We start from the raw sequence: 19,759 nt of genomic DNA on the forward strand, positions 1-19,759 counted from the left end.
CGCCATGCAGCACCAGATGGAGGACTTCATCCGCGCCCTGCGGGCCGCCGATGTGAAGGTCTCGCCGGCGGAGTCCATCGACGCCCACGAGGCCGTCGCCCGCATCGGCTATGCCGATCGCGAGCTGCTGAAGGACGCGCTCTGCGCCACGCTCGCCAAGAGCGAGGACGAGGTGCGCCGGTTCGACCGGGCCTTCGACAACTTCTTCGCCCGGGACCCGTTCGACTTCGCCACACAGCCCCCGCCGCCGGAGGGGGGCGAGGCCGCCCCGCCCGAGGCGAGGCTGGAGGACGTGTCGGAAGAGGCCGCCGGCTCAGAGCTCGCCCAGATCATCCTGGCGGGCGATTCCACCGCGCTCACCCAGGCCATGGAGAAGGCCGCCCAGGCCGCCCAGGTCTCGGAGATCAGGCTCTCCACCCAGAAGAGCCGTCTGACGAGGCGTCTGCTGGACGAGATGGGGGTGGCGCAGATCGAGAAGATCATCAGCCAGGCCCGGCGCCTGGAGGGCGAGGGCGGGAACGCCCTGGCCGATCGGCTGGAGGCGGGCCGCAAGGTCGTGGCCGCCGAGGCTCAGCGCTATGTCCAGCGCCAGCACGACCTCTATGCCGCCGAGAGCGGCCGCCAGCTGCGCGAGGAGCTTCTGGCCCGCAAGGCGCTGAACGCCGAGGGCGGCATCGATCCGGTGGACCTGCAGATGATGCAGGCCCTGGTGCGCAAGATGGCCAAGCGCCTGGCCGAGCGCTATTCCCGGCGGCGCAACCGGGCCCGAAAAGGTCACCTGGACGTGCGCCGGACGCTCCGCCAGTCGATGGCCTATGGAGGCGTGCCGTTCAACGTGGTCTGGAAGACCGAGCGGGTCGACAAGCCCAAGATCATCGCCATCTGCGACGTCTCCAAGTCGGTGGCTGCGGCCGCCCAGTTCCTGCTGACCTTCCTCTACAGCCTCAATGAGGTGGTCGACCGGATGGACGCCTACGCCTTTTCCGGGCGCATGATCCCGGTGAACCAGATCCTGGACGAGCACGGGGTGGACAAGGCGATCCTGGAGGTTTTGAGGCTGATCGGCTTCCAGCAGACCGACTATGGCCGCGCCCTGCAGGACTTCGCCGAGAACCATCTCGACAAGCTCGACCGCCACACCACGGTGATCTTCTTAGGTGACGCCCGGTCCAACTACGCCGATCCGCGCCTGGACATCATGCGCACCATCCACGAGCGGTCGCGCTCGGTGATCTGGCTGAACCCGGAGCCGGAGAGCTACTGGAACCAGGGCGACAGCGTCATGAACCGCTACCTGCCCTTCTGCCACCTGGCCAAGACCTGCAACACGCTCGACCAGCTCGAACGCATCATCGAAGACGTCCTGCGCCAGTACGTCCCGCGCTGAGGGGGGCGTCAGCCCCGGCGCGGCCAGCGGTGGGAGATGTAGATTCGGCTGTCGGTGACACCGCCACGCAGATAGACGTCGGCCACGGCGATCTCCTCCCGCGCCTTAGCGATCGCCGCGCCGATCCGGTCCGTGGACGGCGGGGGATGGCTGGTCGCTTCGCTCAGGCGCTTCCAGCTGAACCTCTGCCAGAACGAAAGCTTGACCCGAGGCGGCCCGACACCGCCCGACAGGCCGGACTCTTCACCGTCATTGACCTCCTGACTGAGGAAACGAACGTTGATGTAGGTCTCCACGCCGCTGCTGTAATCGAACCAGATCGACTGCTGTCGGCCATGGAGCTCGCGGGTGATAACGCCGGCCTCGGCCATGGCCGGCCGGGACGGAAATGACCAGCCGAGGTCCTGCAGCAGGGGCAGCAATTCCCCCCGCATGGCTTCGCGTAGGGAGATCTCAGGCGGACTCGTCCGGGCCGTGGCCCGCCGCGCTAGCCTGAACCATTCGAGACCGTCGGTTTCACCCGCACGATAACCACACAGGCTCTCAGCCAGGGCGAGGGGCGCCTCATATTCATCCGCTTCTGAGGGAATGGGCGGTAGCTCGCCCATCGACATGGGTTCGCCTTGGTCCTCCTCGGAAGCCAGCGACCACTGAAGCCGGCCATCCCGATAGGCCTTCGCCCGGGTGAAGCTCTCCGTATCGATGATCTCGGCCCCGAGGGCCTCCCCGCACGCCTCTGACACGCGGGGGAGTTCGTCCAGCAGATCGTCAGAAGCGTCACCGACCAGGACAAGCCAGCCGGATGGCAGTTCGGCCATCACCAGCCCCACGCCGACCTCCTGGCTCACCTCCCCCGCCAGCTCCAGGCCCAGACACGCCAGCAGCGCTTCCCGCCGCTCCGCCTTGACCGCCACCCAGCTCAGCTTGAGGCCCATCACGATCACCCGACCCGCGCAGCCCCCCACGGGCAGCATCTCGTCAGGCGAGACTGCCAGAATCCAGCCGGCCGTCTAGAACAAATTAGCAACGAGTTGGGGTCTTATGCGCCACTCGCACGCCCGCCTACCCCGCCGCCAACTCCTCCGCCCTCAACGGCAGACTCCGCACCCGCTTGCCCGTCGCCGCGAAGATGGCGTTGGTGACGGCCGGGACCACCGGCGGCAGGGCGGGTTCGCCGAGGCCCGTGGGCGGGTTGTCGGACTTGATGAAGTGGGTCTCGATCACCGGGGCGGCGTCGATGCGCAGCAGGGGGAAGGTGTCGAAATTCCCCTGCTCCACCTGACCATCCTTGATGGTGATTTCGCCGAACATCTCCGAGATGCCGTCGATCACCGAGCCCTCGATCTGGTTGAGCGCGCCGAGCGGATTGATGATCTGGCGGCCCACATCGGCGGCGACCCAGACCTTCTCCACCTTGACGGTCCCGTCCTCGGCCACGACCACCTCGGCGACCTCGGCGAAATAGCCCAGGTGGCTGTAGTGGAAGGCGATCCCCTTGCCCCGCCGCGGCTCCAAGCCCTCGCCCCAGGCGGACTTTTCCGCCGCCAGCCGCACCACGGCGGCCATGCGGGCCGCGTCATAGCCCGAGCGCGCGTCGTCGCCGACGAGGCCGCGATCGCCCAGCAGGCGCAGGCGCATCTCCACCGGATCGACCCCGCCGGCATGGGCCAGTTCGTCGATGAAGGACTGCACCACGAAGGCGATGGCGTTGCTGCCCGGCGCCCGCAGCGGGCCCGTGGGCACGCCGAGCGGCATCATCGAGACGTCCAGCCTGTAGTTGTCGATGAAACGGGCCGGGAATTCGGTCGGCGCCATGCCGGCGCTGCGGGCGGTGGCCTCGCCCTCGCCGAAGGTGACGAAGTGGTTGGCCCAGGCCGTCACATTGCCCGCGTCGTCGATCCCGCCCCGGAAGTGGTGGAAGCCGGCCGGCCGGTAGAAGTCGTGCCGCATGTCGTCTTCGCGGGTCCAGACCAGCTTGACCGGCGCCCCGGCCTCCTTGGCGATCCAGGCGGCCTCGGCCATGTAGTCGTTCATTAGCCGCCGGCCAAAGCCGCCGCCGGAGCGGGTCATGTGGACGATGACGTTCTCGGGCGCGAGGCCAAGCGTCTTGGCGACGATCTGGCGGCCGGGCTCGGGCAGCTGGGTCGGGGCCCAGATCTCCATCTTGCCGTCATGGAAGTGGGCCGTGCAGTTCTGCGGCTCAAGCGTGGCATGGGACAGGAAGGGATAGAAGTAGTCGGCCTCCACCGTCTTGGCCGAGCCCGAAAGGGCGGCCTCCACATCCCCGTCGTGGCGCAGGGTCTTGCCAGCCTTGGCCTCGGCGAGGCTGCGGGCCTGGCCGGCATAGCCTTGCGTGGACTGGCTGGAGGTCGAGTGGTCCGCCCACTGAACATTCAGCCCCTGGCGGCCCTTGTTGGCCGCCCACCAGCTGTCGGCGACCACGGCCACGCCAGGCAGCAGGCCGTCGAACTCCGTCCCGCCCTCGACCACGAAGGCGCGGCGGACGCCCTTGACCCCTTGGGCTGCGGCCAGATCGGCGCTGGCCACCTTGGCCCCGAACACCGGCGCCTTGGCGTAGGCGGCGTAGAGCATGCCCGGCAGGCGCATATCGATGCCGAACAAGGGCTGGCCGGTGACGATGGCGGCGGTGTCCACCTGCGGGATCGGCTGGCCGATGATCCGGTAGGCGCTCGCGTCCTTCAGCGGCACGCTGGACAGTTCCGGCGCGGTCTGGGTGGCGGCCTTGGCGGCCAGGGCGCCATAGGTCGCCCGGCGGCGGCTGGCGGCGTGGACCACCACGCCGGGCTCGGTGGTCAGACTTGCGGCCTCCACGCCCCAGTCGGCGGCGGCGGCGGCCAGCAGCATGGCGCGGCCGGCCGCGCCCACCTGGCGCAGCTGGTCCCAGTGCAGGGGGGTGGCCATGCTCCCGCCGGCGAACTGGCGGCCATAGGCCACCGGGTCGTTGTCGGCCTGGACCGTGCGGACATTGACCCAGTCCACGTCCAGCTCCTCGGCGATCAGCATGGGCAGGGAGGTCTTGATCCCCTGGCCGATCTCCGGGTTCTTGGAGACGATGGTGACGATCCCGTCCGGGGCGACCGCCACATAGGCGTTCAGCGCCGCGGGCGTATCGGCCGCCGCGCCCTTGCCGGCCAGGCTGAAGGCCAGGACCAGGCCGCCCGCGCCCCCGCCGGCCAGCACGGCCCGGCGGGAGGGGGAGAAGCCTTCGGTGATGTTGGAGATAATGCCCATGACCTTCAGGCCTCCTGGCCGGCGGCGCGCTTGATCGCGGCGCGGATGCGCACATAGGTGGCGCAGCGGCAGATGTTTCCGGCCATGGCCGCATCGATATCGGCGTCGCTGGGGGCGGGGTTTTCCGCCAGCAGGGCGGTGGCCGACATGATCTGTCCCGGCTGGCAGTAGCCGCATTGGGCCACGTCCAGCTCGCTCCAGGCCTGCTGGACGCGGGCGCCGACCTCAAGACTCGCCGCGCCTTCGATGGTGGTGATCTGGGCGCCGCCGATGGCCTCGATGGGCGTCACGCAGGCGCGGATTGGCGCGCCGTCCGCATGCACGGTGCAGGCGCCGCACTGGGCGATCCCGCAGCCATACTTGGTCCCCACCAGGCCCAAAGTGTCGCGCAACACCCACAAGAGGGGCGTATCGGCGTCCACGTCGGCGGTCATCGCCTTGCCGTTGACGTTGAGCTCGTAGGCCATGCCCCGTCCCCTTGTTCTCGTTTCCTCAGATACCGAGAGTACGGGGGGCGGGGCCGTAGGTAAACGGGTGTTCGACCCTCGCCTCAGAGGCGGGGAATCTGGATCACCGCGTCGGGCAACTCGTTGGGATTGTCGGTGGGATCGGCGGGGAAGTGCTCGGCCAGGATGTCGCCCACCTGGGTGACGGCGTCCACAAGGCCCTCGCCGGTGCGCCCGGCCTTGGCGCCGGCCACCAGGGCGGCGATGGCGTCGTCCCAGCGCTTCTGGTCGACCACCGCAGCGATCCCCTCGTCGGCGATCAGTTCGGCGGCGTGCTCGGCCAGGGAGATGAAGATCAGCACCCCGGTGCGCTCGCGGGTCTGGTGCAGGTTGCGGGCGAGGAACAGTTCCTGGGCGTGGCGTCGGGTGCGGTCCAGCTTGACGCTGCGCGGCGTCATGAACCGGCGCACCGGCTCGAGGGAGCCCACCGCAGCCACCAGGATAAACAGCACCGCCTGCAGGACCAGGGTGGCAGTGAGCGCGCCGCGGACCGCCATCTCGGCCGCCGCCCCGGCCTGGGCCGCCGTCCAGGGGGCGAAGGCGTCGGGGACCGACACTTCGACGCCCGCCAACAACAGGATGGCCGGCGCGGCCAGGGCCGTCAGCCCCGCCCACAGGAAGGGGGTCTCGCGGTAGTCGGAGGATTCCTCGGCGATGACGCAATAGAGCTCGCCGCGGGTGCGGGTCTCGGCCGCGCGCACGGCGGCCTTGACCTTCTGGGTGTCCTGATCGTTCAGCATCTCACCAGCTCCCCGAGGATCCGCCGCCGCCGAAGCCGCCGCCACCGCCGGAGAAGCCTCCGCCGCCAAAGCCCCCACCGCCGCCGCCGCCGCCCCGGCCACCGCTGCTGGAGAGCAGCAGGGGCAAGAGCCACCAGAGGCTTGAGCCGCCGCGCCGGCGCCCGCGGCCTCGGCCACGGCCACGGCCAAAGGCGCCCATGAAGCCGCCGACGATCCAGAGCACGATGAACAGGACGAAGATGATCGGCGCGATCAGACCCTCTTCAGACCGAGGCTGTTCGGCCGCCGCCGCCGCCCGGGCCAGGGCCTCATCCTCCGGCAGGGCCAGCTGATCGATGATGGCCTGGGTCCCGGCGATGACGCCCGCCTCCATCTCGCCGTTGCGGAACTGCGGCAGGACCACGGCCTGGAGGATGGTGGAGGAGAGCGCATCGGTGAGGATGGGCTCCAGCCCATAGCCCACCTCGATGCGGACCTTGCGCTGGTTGGGGGCGACGATGAACAGGGCGCCGGAATCGGTCTCGGCCTCGCCGATCCCCCAATGCCGGCCGAGCTGGTAGCCGTAGTCCTCGATCTCATAACCCTGCAGGTCGGGCAGGGTGACCACCACCAGCTGGCGGCCGGTGGCGCTCTCCAGGGCGGCCAGTTGCTGCGTCAGCTGCGCCTCGGTCTGGGGCGACAGCATGTCGGCGCCGTCGACCACGCGGCCGCTCAACGCCGGGAAGGTGGGCGCGGTCTGGGCCTGTCCCGTCCCGGCGATCGCCAGGACGAGACCGAAGGCCAGGGCGCAGGCGGCGCCGAACGACCTCATTGGGCGGGCGCAGGCTCAACAGCAGGGGCCGGCGCGGGGAGCGGAGCCGGGGCCGGGGCCGGTGTGGGAACCGGTGTGGGCGCAGGCGCCGCCGGCTGCTCGAAGGTCACCGTCGGCGCGGTCTGGGCCGAGGCCGAGGCTTCGAAGGTCTGCATGGGCTCGGCCCAGCCATGGATCGTGTTAGCCCAGATGGCGCCGGGGAAGGTGCGGATCTCGGTATTGTAGTCGCGCACCGCCTCATTGTAGTCGCGCCGGGCGATGGCGATCCGGTTCTCGGTGCCCTCGAGCTGGCTCTGCAGGGCCAGGAAGTTCTGGTTGGACTTCAGCTCCGGATAGCGCTCCTGGATCATCATCAGCCGGCCGAGCACCCCCGACAGCTGGTTCTGCGCCTCGGCGAACCGCTGGAACTGCTCGGGATCGGTGACGGTGTCGGCATTGACCTGGACCTGTGTGGCTGAGGCCCGCGCCTCGGTGACCGCCACCAGGACCTCACGCTCCTGGGCGGCGAAGCCCTGGACGGTGGAGACCAGGTTGGGGATCAGGTCCGAGCGGCGCTGATACTGGGTCTGCACCTCGGCCCAGGCCGCCTTGGCCCGCTCGTCCTTGGTGGGAATGGTGTTGATGCCGCAGCCGGCCAGGGCCAGGGGCACGACGATCAGGACGGCGGCGCGGGCGAGGCGGGCGATCAGTCTGGACAAGGCGGGCGCTCCAAAGCGGTGATGGCGCAGTTTCGCCGCGAATGTGGGCTGCGCCTTGATCCGGCGCAATGGGCGACAGGTTCTAGGCGCCGAGCGCCGCCTCCACCTGGTCCAGCCGGTCCTTGCCGAAGAACATCTCCTCGCCCACGAAGAAGGTGGGCACGCCAAAGGCGCCCCGGGCCGCCGCCGCCTCGGTCCCCGCCAGCAGCTCGGCCTTCACCTCCGGATCCTGCGTCGCCGCCAGCAACGCCTGAGCGTCGAGGCCGGCGGCCGTGAGCACTTCGGCGACCACGGCGGGATCATCCATCTTCCGCCCAGCCTCCCACATGGCGGCGAGGACGGCCTCCAGATAGGGCGCTTCGACTTCCGCGCGGCGGGCGGCGACCAGGCCGCGCATGATCAGCAGGGTGTTGACCGGAAAGTGCGGATTCATCTGGAAGGCGGCGAGCCCATGGCGGGCCACAAAGCGCCGGGTCTCCAGGTTCTCATAGGCGAGCTTGCCCTTGACCTCGGCGAAGGCCTCCACCGGCGAGCGGTTGCCGGTCAGCTTGAAGAGCCCGCCCAGCAGCACCGGCTGCACCGCCACCACGGCGCCGGTGCGCGCCAGGATCGGCGGCAGGGCGCGCCAGGACAGGTAGGCGTTGGGACTGCCAAAATCGAACAGGAATTCCAGGGTGGCGGCCATTGGGCGTCTCTCCTTGCTCACCAGCTCTCCGACCACGGACGAAGATCGAGCTCATGGGTCCAGGCCGAGCGCGCCTGACGGTGAAGGGCCACATAGGTGGCGGCGATATCGGCGGGCTTGAGGATGGAGTCCTCGGCCAGGCGTTGTTCGATATCGGGCAGGTTTCCCCGGCTGAACACGCCATCGATGGCGCCGTCCACCACCACATGGGCCACGTGAATCCCCTTCGACCCCAGTTCGCGGGCCAGGCTCTGGGCGATGGCCCGCAGGCCGTGCTTGGCCGCGGCGAAGGCGGCGAACCCCTCGCGCCCGCGCACCGAGGCCGTGGCGCCGGTGAACAGGATCGTCCCGCGCCCGCGGGGCAGCATCACCCGGGCGGCCTCGCGGCCCGTGAGGAAGCCGGCGAAACAGGCCATCTCCCAGACCTTGGTGAAGACCCGGCTGGTGGTCTCCAGGATCGAAAAGCGGACATTGGCCCCGATGTTGAACACCACCACCTCGATGGGGCCGACCTCGGCCTCGATGCGGTCGAACAGGGCGGCCATCTCGCCCTCCTCCCGAGCGTCGACCCCGTAGGCCCGGGCCTGACCGCCGGCGGCGATGATCTCGTCGGCCAGGGCCTGGAGCTGATCCCCATGGCGGGGCCTGCGGGTGACGCAGGCCACCAGGCCCTCGGCGGCGAAGGCCCTTGCGATCGCCCCGCCGACCCCGTCGCCGGCGCCGATGACCACGCAGGCGCCTCTGGGTTCATGGGTCATAGGTTGCTCCGTTCTGAATTCGAACTCAGGCTCGTATTGAATTTGAACGGAGTCAATCGCATCATTGGCCGGCAACGGGAGGCCGACCGCGATGAAATGGGATGAGCTGGCGCAGGAGCCCTGTTCGGTGGCCCGGTCCCTGGCGGTGATCGGCGACCGCTGGACCCTGATGATCCTGCGTGACGCTTTCTTGGGCGTGCGCCGGTTCGAGGCCTTCCAGGCCAGGCTGGGCATTTCCCGCAGCATCGTCACCGAGCGGCTGAACCTGCTGGTCGCTGCAGGCGTGATGCAGCGCCGCCTCTATCAGGATCGCCCCGTCCGTCACGAATACCGCCTGACCGACAAGGGTCTCGACCTGCATCCGGTGATCATGGCCCTCGTCGACTGGGGCGACCGCCACTATGCGGGCGAGGCTGGTCCGCCGATCCTGCGGCGGCACAAGGGCTGCGGCTGCGACTTCCACGCCGTCCAGGTCTGCTCCGAATGCGGCGAGCCCGTCACCGCCCGCGATGTGGAGGCGAGACCTGGGCCTGCCGCGGCGACGCTGCGAAGCCCCGCATGATCAGGCTGGATCATATCGCCATCTGGACCGACCAGAGGGATGATCTGCTGAACCTCGTGGCCGACGCCGCCGGTCTCGGGATCATCGATGGCTACACCCCGGCCGGAAACCTGGTGGCCCGCGGCGTTCGCTTCGCCAATGGGCCGTTCCTCGATGTCCACCAGGTCGAGAAACCGTCCCCTGACGACGGCCGGCCCTTTCACCGGCTGGTCGGCCTGAATGGTGATATCGACCAGGTCGAGCGCCGGGCGACAGCGTCCGGCCTGCGCGCCAAGGCGGCCCGCCGGGCCGAGGCCGCGCAACCGCAACTGGAAGCGCCCTGGGATCTGCTATCATTCCGCAAGGGACAGGGGCTGGCCTCCCAGATGTTTGTGATCGCCTACCACTCAGGCGCCCCCACCCTGCCGGACTTTGAAAGCCCGCTCTATGATCCGGCAGGGCCGGGCGCCGGTTCGGCTGAGCTGTCCCGGGTCTGGCTTCCCGAAGCCGATCTCGAGGCGGCGCAGGCGGTGCTCTCGGCCTTGGGCGCCAAGACCGCAGGCCCCGTGCAGTCGCCCCTGCCGCCCTATGAAGGCATGGCCTTCGACCTGGGCCCCACCCAGCTCGTTCTCGCCAGTCCTTGGGGTCCGCCGAGTGCGTTGCGGCTGGACATCCAAGCCGGCGGCGAAGACCCGAGAACGCTCTCGCCGCTGCCCGAGATCACCTTCGTGCTCAACGGGGCGGCTTGAGCCGTCCGGTCGAGCCCAGCCGCCTATGGCTCGCCCAAGCTCAGGTCCGCGTCGCGAACTCCGCATCGCCGGTGGCGGCCACCTGGGCGTCGTCGAACGAGGCGTGGGCCGAGGTGTAGAGCCGCGAATAGAGCCCCTTATTGGCCATCAGCGCCTCATGCGGTCCCTGCTCCAGGATGTGGCCCTGCTGCAGCACGATGATCTTGTCGGCGTCGCGGATGGTGGCCAGCCGGTGGGCGATGACGATGCAGGTGCGTCCCGCAAACAGCACCTTCAGCGCCTTCTGGATCGCCTGTTCGGTGAAGGAGTCGATATTGGCTGTGGCCTCGTCGAGGATCAGGATCTGGGGATCGGCCACCAGGGCGCGGGCGAAGGACAACAGCTGTCGCTGTCCCAGCGAGAGGTTGCGGCCCCGCTGACCGAGCTGGGTGTCGTAGCCCTCGGGCAGGCGCATGATGAAGTCATGGGCCGAGACGGACTTGGCCGCCGAGATCACGTCCTCCCGGGTGGCGCCTTCGGTGTTGTAGCGGATGTTCTCCTCGATGGTGCCGCTGAACAGGAAGGGCTCCTGCAGCACCATGCCGATATTGCGGCCCAGGGACTCCAGCGTCACGTCGCGCACGTCGCGGCCGCCGATCAGCACCTGGCCCTGGTCCACCTCATAGAAGCGGTGGGCGAGCGCGATGATGCTGGTCTTGCCTGAGCCGGTAGGGCCCACCAGGGCGACCACCTGGCGGGGCCGGACCTCGAAGCTCACATCGTGCAGGACCGGCCGAGCCGGATCATAGCCAAAGGTGACATTGCGGAACTCCACCGTCGGCTCGAAGTCGGCCAGGGGCTGGGCGTCGGGCTTGTCGACAATGGTCACCGGCACATCCAGCACCTCGAAGATCCGGTGCCCGGCCGCCATGGCCCGCTGCATGATGGTGTACTGCATGGACAGCATGCGCACGGGATCGAAGAACCGCTGCACATAGAAGATGAAGGCGACCATGACGCCGACGTCCAGCCGCCCCCCCAGCACCGCATTGCCGCCGACCACGATGACGATGCCCATGGCCAGGCCGGTCAGCACGTCCACCGTCGGCACCATCACCTGGGTCATGGCCGCCGAGTTGTTCTGGGCGACCATGTTCTCCCGGGCCTTCTCCGAATAGAGCTCGAAGTTCATCGCCTCGCGGCGGCTCTCCTGGACGGTGCGGACCCCCTGGATGTTCTCGGCCAGGGCGCTGTTGGCGGTGGACGATGCGTCGCGGGCTTCCCGGAAGGTCTTCTTGGAGAAGGGCAGCCAGATGGCCCGGACCACGATCAGGGCCGGGATCACCGTGAGGGTCAGCAGGCCCAACTGCAGGTCCATGCTGAGCAGGGCGACCGTGATGCCGATCAGGAGCGCGATGTCGCCCACTGCGCCTGTGGTGCTCTCCAGGAACTCCTGCAGGGCGTTCACGTCCCCCTGCAGCCTGGCCATGATCCGGCCCACATGGGTCTTGTCCATGAAGGACAGGGAGACGTCCTGGAAGTGGCTGAACATGGAGCGGCGGACATCGAAGATGACCCGCTGGGCCAGCCGCGAACTCATCCACTGTTCGAGGAAGAAGGCGCCGGCGTTCAGGATCACCACGCCGACGAAGACGGCGATGATCATGTCCAGGCGCGCATTGTCGCCGCCGCCGACCGCGGCGTTCACCGCCTGGCCGATCATGTAGGGGATGGCGATGGCCGTGGCCGCCGAGATCAGCACGGCGATCTGCGCCCCGATCACGAACGCCTTGTGCGGCTTCAGATAGGGGATGAACCGCCCCAGGACCTTGGGGTTGATCGAGGCGAAGATCTCCTCGGCGTCGTCATTGCCCAGGGTGGCCCGGGGCCGGCGGGGCGTTTGCGAGGCGACATCATTGCCGCGGTCGAAGACGAAGTCGCTCATGCCCGCACCCCCTGGATCTGGTTGGCGACCGCTTCGGGGTCAATGGTCGGCTCCGGCGGCAGGTCTTCGGCCAGCCCCCCCTGATCGGCCCGGGTCTGCAGGGCGTAGAGGTCGGCATAGACGCCGCCGGCGGCCACCAGCGTCTGGTGGTCGCCGCGCTCCACCACCCGGCCCTCGTCCAGCACGATGATCTGGTCGGCGTGCATCAGCGAGGACAGGCGGTGGGCGATGATCACGGTCGCCTTGGCCTTGGTGGCGCTGGCCAGGGCGTCGCGGACCTTGCGCTCGGTGACCGCGTCGATGGCGGCGGTGGAGTCGTCGAAGATCATGACGCCAGGCCCGGGCACCACGCCCCGGGCGATGGACATCCGCTGGCGCTGGCCGCCCGACAAGGCCACGCCCCGCTCGCCCACCCGGGTGGTGTAGCCTATGGGCAGGCCGGCGATATAGTCGTGCAGTTGGGCGGTGCGGGCGGCGCCGACGATGCGATCCTCCTCGGCCCAGGGATCGGCATAGGCGACATTGTTGGTCACCGTGGTGTCGAACAGGAAGGCCTCCTGCTGCACCAGGCCGACATATTCCCGCAGGGAGGCCAGGCTGACCTCGCGGATGTCCTGGCCGTCGATGGTGATCCTGCCGCCGGTGACGTCATAGAAACGGGGAATCAGGTTGGCGATGGTCGACTTGCCGCTGCCCGGCGCGCCGACGACGCCCAGGGTCTGGCCCGGTCGGACCTCGAAACTGACATCGCTCAGCACCGGCCGGCCCACGTCATAGGCGAAGTCCACATGCTCGAAGCGCAGGACTCCTTGCGTCGGCGCCAGCGGCTGGGCGCCCGGCGCATCGGCGATCTCGGGCTCCAGGTCGAGGACCTCGAACACCCGCCCGCCCGATGAGGTGGCCCGGGCGGCCGAGGCGAAGATCATGGCGATCTGCCGGATCGGCGCCTGCAGCAGGGTCATATAGGCGAGGAACTCGGTAAGCCGGCCCACCGACATGGCGCCGGCGATCACCTGGTGGCCGCCGTACCAGAGCAGCAGGGCCATGGAGCCGTAATAGCTCAGCGTCATGGCGGTGATCGCCCGGAAGCGCAGGGTGATGCGCTTGAACGAATACTGCAGGGCGTTGTCGGCGGCGACGTCGAACTTGCCCATCTCGAAGGCCTTGGCCGAGAAGGCGCGCACCACCCGGATGCCCTGGAGATTTTCCTCCATGGTCAGGGTCAGCACCGACATCAGCTGCTGAACCCGCAGCCAGGTCACCCGCAGCATGATCCCCATCCGCGCCAGGACCCAGCTGGCGAACGGCACGAAGGCCAGGGCCAGGAAGGCCATTGTCACGTCGGTGGAGAACATCATGAAGGCCGAGACCGACAGCAGCATGACCAGCGTCAGGGTCTGCATCATGCCGCCCTGGATGAAGGCCCGCGTGCCCTCCAGGTCCAGCATCCCCCGGGTCACCAGGTCGCCGGAATGGATCTTGTCGTGGAAGCCGAAGGACAGGCGCTGAAGCTGCTGGAAGAAGGCCAGGCGCAGGTCATAGGCCACCTTCTGGCTGACCTTTTCGGCCACATAGCCCCCATAGCCGGTGAGCAGGCCGCGAAGGCTGGCGGCCCCCAGAACCAGCAGCGCCGTGGTGATCAGGGCGCGCTGGACGTCATCGACGCTGGCGTTCTCGCTGGCCAGCAGCAGATGGGCCTGGTCCACCGCCTGGCCGAAGAGCCGGGGCAGGGTCAGGCTGAACAGGGCCGCGCCAATGGAACAGCCGACGGCCAGGGCGACCAGGCCCGGATAGCGCAGGGCCAATCCCATGATTCTGCGCAGCACCCGGGGCATGGCCGAGACGTCAATCGACACAGAATCCGCCGCCGCATCCCTGGGGGAGGGGCGTGAATCACTCATCTGAAAATGTCCAATCTTGGTATGACGCCATCATGCGGCGCCACCAGGGGTCGCGCCACCATCTTTTGACGCGCCCGCCAAATAGTCCGCCCACGTGACATCCATCCCCACGCGGGCGACCAGACAGGACAGACAAGTTGGCGTCAGGCCGCCGAAGGGTGGGCCTGTGGCGTCAGGGTGACGGGATTTCGCGGCGCCCTGGGTCGGGCGCGAATCCGCTCGCCCTTCAGCCAGATCTTCAGGGCTTCCCAGTGGATGGCGCCCATGACGCCCAGGGTCATCCAGGGGTGGCCCAACCAGGCGGCCAGCAGGCGCCGGTCATCCAGCGGCTGGCGCTGACCGGCGAAGCTGGCCGAGAGCAGCGGCCCCTGGGCGTCGGCCACCTCGATGCTGACGGCCAGGCCAGCCGTCTCGCCCTGTCCCGGCGGACGGACCTTGAAGGCGTAGGTCAGGTCCATGTCCATGAAGGGCGAGACGAAGAACACCTTGTCGGCGCTCTGGCGCACGACCCCGCCCGACCCGTCCGCCGCCACCGGGATCAGATAGCTGTGCCGGTCGCCGAAGGTGTTGTTGACCTCATAGAGGATGGCGCTGAGCGCCCCGTCCGGCCGATGGCAGAAATAGACGCTGATGGGGTTGAAGACGCCGCCCAGCACCCGCGGCATGCAAAGCAGGCGCACCGCCCCGCCGCCCTCTAGGCCCGCCGTCGCCAGGTGTTGTTCCACCTGGATCTTGAGCGGCGTTTCCGAACCGTCCCCGTGGTCGCAGGTCTGGAAGCTCATCAGACCAGGGCCGTCGAAGCCGAACAGGCGAAGCCCCCGACCCAGCGCCGGCCCCTCATCCAGGTCCAGCAGCAGCATGAAGATGCGATAGCGCAGGGCGTGCGTCCGCGGCCGCGTCCGCCGATGGCTGACGAGGCCGGAATACAGCGCGCTGGCGCGCTCGCTCACGCGGCCGCCTCGGCCAGGGCGGCGGCGGCCGGAGGCGACAGGTGGATGCGGCCGGACTCGTCCTTCACCGACCAGGGCCGGCGGACGCCCCCCAGCTGCTCGGCGACGGCCAGGCCTGACTGCAGGCCGTCCTCATGGAACCCATGGCCGAAATAGGAGCCGCAGAACCAGGTCCGCTTCACCCCCTGCAGGCCCCAGAGTTCCTGCTGGGCGGCGATCGCCCCGCCATCGAACAGGGGGTGGTCATAGACATCGGTGCGGATCACCGCGTCGGGCGCGATCTCCCGGGTCGGATTGAGGGTGACGAACAGCTCGGGCCTGGCCGGCAGGCTCTGGAGCCGGTTCATCCAATAGGTGACACAGCCCTCCTGCGGGGCGTTGCGCCGGCCGATGTGGTTCCAGCTGGTCCAGGCCGCCCGGCGCCGCGGCATCAGGGCCGGGTCGGTGTGCAGCACCGCCAGGTTGCGGCTGTAGCGGAAGGCCGACAGAAGCCGCGTCTCCTCGGCCGTCGGATCCTCAAGCAGGGCCAGAGCCTGGTCCCCATGGGTGGCGATCACCACCTCGTCGAACCGCTCCACCTGGCCGCTGGCCAGGCGGATATCGACCCCGCCGGCCTCGCGGCGCACGCCGGTGACTCGGACGCCCGTGCGCACCTCGCCCTGAAAGGCCTGGGCGAGCTTCTCCACATAGGCCCGACTGCCGCCCTCCACCGTCCGCCAGAGGCCGCGGCCGAACACCTGCATCATGCCGTGGTTCTGGAAGAAGCGGATCAAGGCCGCGGCCGGATAGTCGCGGATGGCCGCCAGGGGCGTCGACCAGATGGCCGCAGCCTGGGGCAGCAGGTGATCGTCGCGGAAGGCCTGGCAGTAGCCCTTCTGCTTCAGATAGTCGTCCAGGCTGGTCAGCGGCGAGTCCAGCTCGGCCAGGTCCTTGGGTCCGTTGCGGTAGAAGCGGGTGACATCCCGGAGCATGCCCCAGTAGCGGGCGCTGAAGAAGTTGCGCTTCTGGGCGAACAGCGAGCCCGACGAATATTCGAACGCCCCGTCGTCCAGGGAGACGCTGAGCGCCATGTCGGCGTCGATGCTGGGGGTCTCCAGGTGCTTCAGCAGGGCGGTGAAGTTGGGATAGTTGTCCTCGTTGAAGACGATGAAGCCCGTATCCACCGGAATGACCCCGTCGGGCCCGCCGGGAGCCTCCACCGTATGGGCGTGGCCGCCGAGGCGGCCATCGCCTTCGAACAGGGTCACCTCGTGGCGAGCGCTCAGGAGCCAGGCGGCGGAGAGTCCGGCGACACCGCCGCCGACAACCGCGATCCGCAACGGCCTGGAAGTGCTCTCTACGCCCACGGGCATTCCCATCTCTTGGCGGCGACGCCACAGCGGGTCCCGGCGAGACACGATACGACGCGAGCACCGCGGCGGATGCAGCCAAGGTGACGCATCCGAACCTCCGCCTTGCGCGTATCCATGGGTGATCTGGCCCCGGCTCTGTTGATCCCCCGGCCGCCACGCCCCAGCGAGGACCGCCCCCATGAGTTTCATCAGTTCGACCGTCCAGGCCTTCGAGGGCGCGCCCATCCCCGATGTCATGCGGCGCGTGGCGATCGAACTGCTGGTGGCCAACGCCCGTCGGCGCCTGGGCGCTGCAGGGCGAGACGCTGAAACCGCCTTCGCCCTGGAGATGGCCCAGAGGCCCATCGCCGAGCACGCCGCCGCGGCCAATGACCAGCACTACGAACTGCCGGCCGCCTTCTTCGAGAAGGTGCTGGGGCCGCAGCTGAAATACTCCTCCTGCCTCTATGGCCCCGGCGTCGAGGATCTGGCGGCGGCCGAGGAAAATGCCCTGTCCGAAACCGCCGATCATGCGGGTCTGGCGGACGGCCAGGAGATCCTGGAGCTGGGCTGCGGCTGGGGCTCCCTCACCCTGTGGATGGCGCGGGCCCTTCCGAACGCCAGGATCACAGCGGTGTCCAATTCGGCCAGCCAGGGGGACTTCATCCGCAGCCGGGCCGGCGCCCTTGGGCTGACCAATGTCACGGTGGTGACCGCAGACATGAACGTCTTCGAGGCGGCCGGCCGCTTCGACCGCGTAGTCTCGGTGGAGATGTTCGAGCACATGGCCAACTGGCGCGCCCTGCTCACGCGGGTGCGCGGCTGGCTGAAGCCCGAGGGGCGGGCCTTCATCCACGTCTTCACCCATCGCACCACGCCCTATCGGTTCGATGTGGAGGACGAGGCCGACTGGATCGCCCAGCACTTCTTCTCCGGCGGGGTGATGCCCAGCCACGGCCTGATGGCCCAGTTTCCCGACCTGTTCGAGGTCGAGGCCGACTGGCGCTGGTCGGGCCGCAACTATGAGCGCACCGCCCTCCATTGGCTGGAGAATTTCGACCGCCATGACGCCGCCCTGCGCGAGGTGCTGGCCGAGGTCTATGGGGACGCGAGCCCCCTTTGGCGCCGCCGCTGGCGGCTGTTCTTCCTGGCCACGGCCGGCCTGTTCGGTCACCGGGACGGGCAGGAGTGGGGCGTCAGCCACTATCGTCTGAAACCGTCGGCCTGAAGGACTCGACCATGCTGAAATATGTCATCGGCTATCTGGGCGCGGGCCTGGCCTTCGCCCTCATCGACGCGGTCTGGCTGACCACGGCGGGGCCCAAGCTCTATCGGCCGACCCTGAACGCGGTGCTGGCCGACCAGTTTTCCCTGCCCCCGGCCATCGCCTTCTATCTGATCTATATCGCCGGCATCATGATCCTGGCGGTCAGTCCGGCGGTGCGCGAGGGCGTCTGGACCCAGGCGCTGACTACCGGCGCCATCCTCGGCTTCCTCTGCTACGCCACCTATGACCTGACCAACCAGGCGACGCTGAAGGTCTGGGCGACCCACATCACCTTGGCCGACATCGCCTGGGGCACGGTGCTGACCGGCGCCTCGGCCACCGCCGGCTACTTCGTCACCCGTTGGGCCGAGCGCACCTTCTAGGCCGCCGATCCCCTCCCATCGCCAGCCCCATCCGACCTCTGTTCGGATTTGGCGGGCGTTGTCGTTGCGGAATTCCGCTGTCATTGTGAGCGCCGATGACGGTTCGGCGGGCGGGCAGGCATATTGCGTCTGCGCCCCTCCGATGAACGGCCGTCCGCAACGATAATCAGATGCGACCTGCGTCCCGAAGCCTCGGACAGCAGGCGCCGGGAGGAATTTGATGGAAGATTTGAAAGAGCGCCTTGGCCTGGAAGATCGCCTGGATCAGGCCGCAGTCAACGGCATGACCATGGCCGTCTGGGCCGATGTCCAGCCCGACAAGGCCGCGGTCATCGACGCCTATGGCAAGTCGCGGACCTTCGCCGAGGTCAACGCCAACGCCAACCGGCTGGCCCGCCTCTTCCGTCAGCATGGGGTTCAGCCCGGCGACAGCCTGGCCCTGGTCTGCTCGAACCGGGCGGAATTCATCGAGGTCCTGGCCGCCACCATGCGCGCCGGCGTGCGCATCACCCCGGTCAACTGGCACCTGAACGCCGACGAAATCGCCTACATCATCAATGACTGCGAGGCCAAGGTGCTGGTCGGCGACGTCCGCGTCGCCGTGATCGGCGAGGCCGCCACCCACTGCCCGCACCTGACGCTGAAGCTGTCGGTGGGCGGTGAGATCGACGGCTTTGTGGATTATGACACCGCGCTCTCGCCCCTGGACGGCTCCGACATCTCTGACCCCGTCCTGGGCAACCAGATGATGTACACCTCGGGCACCACCGGGCGGCCCAAGGGCGTGTTCCGCCCCGTCGCCGCGGTCACGCCGGCCAGCATCCTGGCCGGCCGCGGCTATGACGACACCTCGATCCAGCTCTGCGCCGGCCCCGCCTACCACGCCGCGCCGCTGGCCTTCGATGTCCGGGCCGCCATGGGCACCGGCTCGACCCTGATCTTCATGGACAAGTGGGACTCAGAGCAGATCCTGCGCACCATCAGCGAAGAGAAGGTCACCCATCTGCACATGGTGCCGATCATGTTCCAGCGCCTGCTGGACCTGCCGGCCGAGGTGAAGGCCAAATATTCCGTCGATCACGTCCGCTATATCGTCCACGGCGCAGCGCCCTGCCCGCCCGAGGTCAAGCAGGCGATGATCGAATGGTTCGGCCCGGTGCTCAGCGAGTACTATGCGGGCTCCGAAGGGGGCGCGGGCTTCGCCATCAGTTCCGAGGAATGGCTGAAGAAGCCCGGCAGCGTCGGCAAGCGTCCGGCCATGCTGCAGGTCCGCATCATCGACGAACAGGGCAATGACTGCCCCAACGGCGTGCCCGGCACCATCTACCACCAGCTGCCCCCCGGCGGCGGCTTCCAGTACTACAAGGACGAAGCCAAGACCCAGGCCTCCCGGGTCGGTGAGTTCTTCACCATGGGCGACGTCGGCTATTTCGATGAGGACGACTATCTGTTCCTCACCGGCCGCAGCGCCGAGACCATCATCTCCGGCGGCGTGAACATCTATCCGCAGGAAATCGACAACGAGCTGATCAAGCATCCGGCCGTGGCCGACTCCTCCACCGTGGGCATCCCCCACGCCGAATGGGGCGAGCAGGTGAAGGCGGTGATCATGCTCAATGAGGGCTATGAGCCCAGCGACGAACTGGCCCACGAAATCCTCGACTTCGCCCGCAAGGCCCTGCCCGGCTTCAAGGTCCCCCGCAGCCTGGACTTCGTCACCGAGCTGCCGCGCAGCGAGGCCGGCAAGATCCAGCGCAACAAGGTCCGCGCCCCCTATTGGGAAGGCCGCGCCCGGCAGATCTGATCGCAGCGCCGCGCCGGGACCCGTTCCGGCGCGGCGAAATCTTGCGAAAACATCCGTGTTTGGCGTGACCTC

At 68.5% G+C, this 19,759-nt stretch carries 18 protein-coding genes; 6 read left to right on the forward strand and 12 right to left on the reverse strand.

Going from position 1 to position 19,759, the window contains the following annotated elements:
• Positions 1 to 4 precede the first annotated feature (4 nt).
• Complete coding sequence (locus Q7S93_RS06170; protein WP_304712863.1) at positions 5 to 1,387, forward strand: VWA domain-containing protein; 1,383 nt, start codon at positions 5 to 7, stop codon at positions 1,385 to 1,387.
• Positions 1,388 to 1,395: 8 nt separating this feature from the next.
• Here Q7S93_RS06170 and Q7S93_RS06175 read toward each other — a convergent pair whose 3' ends face one another.
• The 8 genes from Q7S93_RS06175 to Q7S93_RS06210 all read right to left on the reverse strand — a co-directional run bounded on the left by Q7S93_RS06175 (position 1,396) and on the right by Q7S93_RS06210 (position 8,837).
• On the reverse strand, positions 1,396 to 2,322 hold the full coding sequence (locus Q7S93_RS06175) for a hypothetical protein (RefSeq protein WP_304712864.1): 927 nt from the start codon (positions 2,320 to 2,322) through the stop codon (positions 1,396 to 1,398).
• 127 nt (positions 2,323 to 2,449) lie between these two features.
• On the reverse strand, positions 2,450 to 4,639 hold the full coding sequence (locus Q7S93_RS06180; protein ID WP_304712865.1) for a xanthine dehydrogenase family protein molybdopterin-binding subunit: 2,190 nt from the start codon (positions 4,637 to 4,639) through the stop codon (positions 2,450 to 2,452).
• A gap of 5 nt (positions 4,640 to 4,644) precedes the next feature.
• The gene (locus Q7S93_RS06185; RefSeq protein ID WP_304712866.1) at positions 4,645 to 5,106 is read right to left on the reverse strand and encodes a (2Fe-2S)-binding protein; all 462 of its coding nucleotides are present in this window, start codon (positions 5,104 to 5,106) and stop codon (positions 4,645 to 4,647) included.
• Between the two features lie 83 nt (positions 5,107 to 5,189).
• Complete coding sequence (locus tag Q7S93_RS06190) at positions 5,190 to 5,885, reverse strand: TPM domain-containing protein (RefSeq protein WP_304712867.1); 696 nt, start codon at positions 5,883 to 5,885, stop codon at positions 5,190 to 5,192.
• Position 5,886: 1 nt separating this feature from the next.
• Positions 5,887 to 6,696 (reverse strand): TPM domain-containing protein, encoded by an 810-nt coding sequence (locus Q7S93_RS06195; RefSeq protein WP_304712868.1) that lies wholly within the window; start codon positions 6,694 to 6,696, stop codon positions 5,887 to 5,889.
• On the reverse strand, positions 6,693 to 7,394 hold the full coding sequence (locus tag Q7S93_RS06200) for a LemA family protein (protein ID WP_304712869.1): 702 nt from the start codon (positions 7,392 to 7,394) through the stop codon (positions 6,693 to 6,695). Before Q7S93_RS06200 ends, Q7S93_RS06195 begins: the two co-directional genes overlap by 4 nt.
• 82 nt (positions 7,395 to 7,476) lie before the next feature.
• Complete coding sequence (locus Q7S93_RS06205) at positions 7,477 to 8,079, reverse strand: 2-hydroxychromene-2-carboxylate isomerase (RefSeq protein WP_304712870.1); 603 nt, start codon at positions 8,077 to 8,079, stop codon at positions 7,477 to 7,479.
• A gap of 17 nt (positions 8,080 to 8,096) precedes the next feature.
• Positions 8,097 to 8,837: an SDR family oxidoreductase gene (locus Q7S93_RS06210; protein ID WP_304712871.1), complete on the reverse strand. Its 741-nt coding sequence runs from the start codon at positions 8,835 to 8,837 to the stop codon at positions 8,097 to 8,099.
• Positions 8,838 to 8,928: 91 nt separating this feature from the next.
• On the opposite strand from Q7S93_RS06210, the gene Q7S93_RS06215 reads away from it, so the two are divergent.
• Both Q7S93_RS06215 and Q7S93_RS06220 read left to right on the forward strand, forming a co-directional pair.
• Positions 8,929 to 9,399, forward strand: coding sequence for a winged helix-turn-helix transcriptional regulator (locus Q7S93_RS06215; RefSeq protein ID WP_304712872.1), 471 nt, complete (start codon positions 8,929 to 8,931; stop codon positions 9,397 to 9,399).
• Entirely contained in the window at positions 9,396 to 10,127 is a 732-nt protein-coding gene (locus Q7S93_RS06220) for a hypothetical protein (protein ID WP_304712873.1), read from the forward strand. Before Q7S93_RS06215 ends, Q7S93_RS06220 begins: the two co-directional genes overlap by 4 nt.
• Before the next feature lie 40 nt (positions 10,128 to 10,167).
• Here the strand turns inward: Q7S93_RS06220 and Q7S93_RS06225 are convergent, their stop codons facing one another.
• The 4 genes from Q7S93_RS06225 to Q7S93_RS06240 form a co-directional block, all read right to left on the reverse strand.
• Positions 10,168 to 12,051, reverse strand: coding sequence for an ABC transporter ATP-binding protein (locus tag Q7S93_RS06225; RefSeq protein ID WP_304712874.1), 1,884 nt, complete (start codon positions 12,049 to 12,051; stop codon positions 10,168 to 10,170).
• The gene (locus Q7S93_RS06230; RefSeq protein WP_304712875.1) at positions 12,048 to 13,907 is read right to left on the reverse strand and encodes an ABC transporter ATP-binding protein; all 1,860 of its coding nucleotides are present in this window, start codon (positions 13,905 to 13,907) and stop codon (positions 12,048 to 12,050) included. The genes Q7S93_RS06225 and Q7S93_RS06230 overlap by 4 nt, the downstream gene beginning before the upstream one ends.
• 188 nt (positions 13,908 to 14,095) lie before the next feature.
• Positions 14,096 to 14,902 carry a DUF1365 domain-containing protein gene (locus Q7S93_RS06235; RefSeq protein WP_304712876.1) on the reverse strand — a complete coding sequence of 269 codons (807 nt, stop codon included), beginning with the start codon at positions 14,900 to 14,902 and terminating at the stop codon, positions 14,096 to 14,098.
• Entirely contained in the window at positions 14,899 to 16,221 is a 1,323-nt protein-coding gene (locus tag Q7S93_RS06240; protein ID WP_370652086.1) for an NAD(P)/FAD-dependent oxidoreductase, read from the reverse strand. The genes Q7S93_RS06235 and Q7S93_RS06240 overlap by 4 nt, the downstream gene beginning before the upstream one ends.
• A gap of 211 nt (positions 16,222 to 16,432) precedes the next feature.
• Between Q7S93_RS06240 and Q7S93_RS06245 the strand changes: the two genes are divergently transcribed.
• The 3 genes from Q7S93_RS06245 to Q7S93_RS06255 all read left to right on the forward strand — a co-directional run bounded on the left by Q7S93_RS06245 (position 16,433) and on the right by Q7S93_RS06255 (position 19,687).
• Positions 16,433 to 17,461, forward strand: coding sequence for an SAM-dependent methyltransferase (locus Q7S93_RS06245; RefSeq protein WP_304712878.1), 1,029 nt, complete (start codon positions 16,433 to 16,435; stop codon positions 17,459 to 17,461).
• 11 nt (positions 17,462 to 17,472) lie between these two features.
• Positions 17,473 to 17,883: a DUF2177 family protein gene (locus tag Q7S93_RS06250; RefSeq protein WP_304712879.1), complete on the forward strand. Its 411-nt coding sequence runs from the start codon at positions 17,473 to 17,475 to the stop codon at positions 17,881 to 17,883.
• 220 nt (positions 17,884 to 18,103) lie between these two features.
• The gene (locus tag Q7S93_RS06255) at positions 18,104 to 19,687 is read left to right on the forward strand and encodes an AMP-binding protein (protein ID WP_304712880.1); all 1,584 of its coding nucleotides are present in this window, start codon (positions 18,104 to 18,106) and stop codon (positions 19,685 to 19,687) included.
• Positions 19,688 to 19,759 lie beyond the last annotated feature (72 nt).

This window comes from Phenylobacterium sp. (genome assembly GCF_030646615.1).
GTDB lineage: Bacteria > Pseudomonadota > Alphaproteobacteria > Caulobacterales > Caulobacteraceae > Phenylobacterium.

Bases quoted from the DNA above. Each gene is read 5' to 3' on its own strand.
- Q7S93_RS06170 (WP_304712863.1), top strand. From the start codon at position 5: ATGCAGCACCAGATGGAGGACTTCATCCGCGCCCTGCGGGCCGCCGAT.
- Q7S93_RS06175 (WP_304712864.1), bottom strand. From the start codon at position 2,322: ATGGGCCTCAAGCTGAGCTGGGTGGCGGTCAAGGCGGAGCGGCGGGAA.
- Q7S93_RS06180 (WP_304712865.1), bottom strand. From the start codon at position 4,639: ATGGGCATTATCTCCAACATCACCGAAGGCTTCTCCCCCTCCCGCCGG.
- Q7S93_RS06185 (WP_304712866.1), bottom strand. From the start codon at position 5,106: ATGGCCTACGAGCTCAACGTCAACGGCAAGGCGATGACCGCCGACGTG.
- Q7S93_RS06190 (WP_304712867.1), bottom strand. From the start codon at position 5,885: ATGCTGAACGATCAGGACACCCAGAAGGTCAAGGCCGCCGTGCGCGCG.
- Q7S93_RS06195 (WP_304712868.1), bottom strand. From the start codon at position 6,696: ATGAGGTCGTTCGGCGCCGCCTGCGCCCTGGCCTTCGGTCTCGTCCTG.
- Q7S93_RS06205 (WP_304712870.1), bottom strand. From the start codon at position 8,079: ATGGCCGCCACCCTGGAATTCCTGTTCGATTTTGGCAGTCCCAACGCC.
- Q7S93_RS06210 (WP_304712871.1), bottom strand. From the start codon at position 8,837: ATGACCCATGAACCCAGAGGCGCCTGCGTGGTCATCGGCGCCGGCGAC.
- Q7S93_RS06215 (WP_304712872.1), top strand. From the start codon at position 8,929: ATGAAATGGGATGAGCTGGCGCAGGAGCCCTGTTCGGTGGCCCGGTCC.
- Q7S93_RS06220 (WP_304712873.1), top strand. From the start codon at position 9,396: ATGATCAGGCTGGATCATATCGCCATCTGGACCGACCAGAGGGATGAT.
- Q7S93_RS06225 (WP_304712874.1), bottom strand. From the start codon at position 12,051: ATGAGCGACTTCGTCTTCGACCGCGGCAATGATGTCGCCTCGCAAACG.
- Q7S93_RS06245 (WP_304712878.1), top strand. From the start codon at position 16,433: ATGAGTTTCATCAGTTCGACCGTCCAGGCCTTCGAGGGCGCGCCCATC.
- Q7S93_RS06250 (WP_304712879.1), top strand. From the start codon at position 17,473: ATGCTGAAATATGTCATCGGCTATCTGGGCGCGGGCCTGGCCTTCGCC.
- Q7S93_RS06255 (WP_304712880.1), top strand. From the start codon at position 18,104: ATGGAAGATTTGAAAGAGCGCCTTGGCCTGGAAGATCGCCTGGATCAG.